This window comes from Enterococcus spodopteracolus (assembly GCF_030441955.1).
Lineage (GTDB): Bacteria > Bacillota > Bacilli > Lactobacillales > Enterococcaceae > Enterococcus_B > Enterococcus_B spodopteracolus.
On sequence record NZ_JARJHD010000169.1, the window covers coordinates 1 to 255 of the forward strand.

1 rRNA gene is annotated in these 255 nt (G+C 53.3%); it reads left to right on the top strand.

The features are described from left to right. A 23S ribosomal RNA gene (locus P3R27_RS15045) occupies positions 1-255 on the top strand; the annotation flags it as partial.

The window sequence follows — 255 nt, forward strand, 5'->3', positions numbered from 1 at the left end:
TTTGATATTGAGTGTCTGTACCGCATGTACAGGATAGGTAGGAGCCGTAGAAGTCGGAACGCTAGTTTCGATGGAGGCGCTGGTGGGATACTACCCCTGCGTTATGGCCACTCTAACCCGCACCACTGATCGTGGTGGGAGACAGTGTCAGATGGGCAGTTTGACTGGGGCGGTCGCCTCCTAAAGAGTAACGGAGGCGCCCAAAGGTTCCCTCAGAATGGTTGGAAATCATTCGAAGAGTGTAAAGGCAGAAGG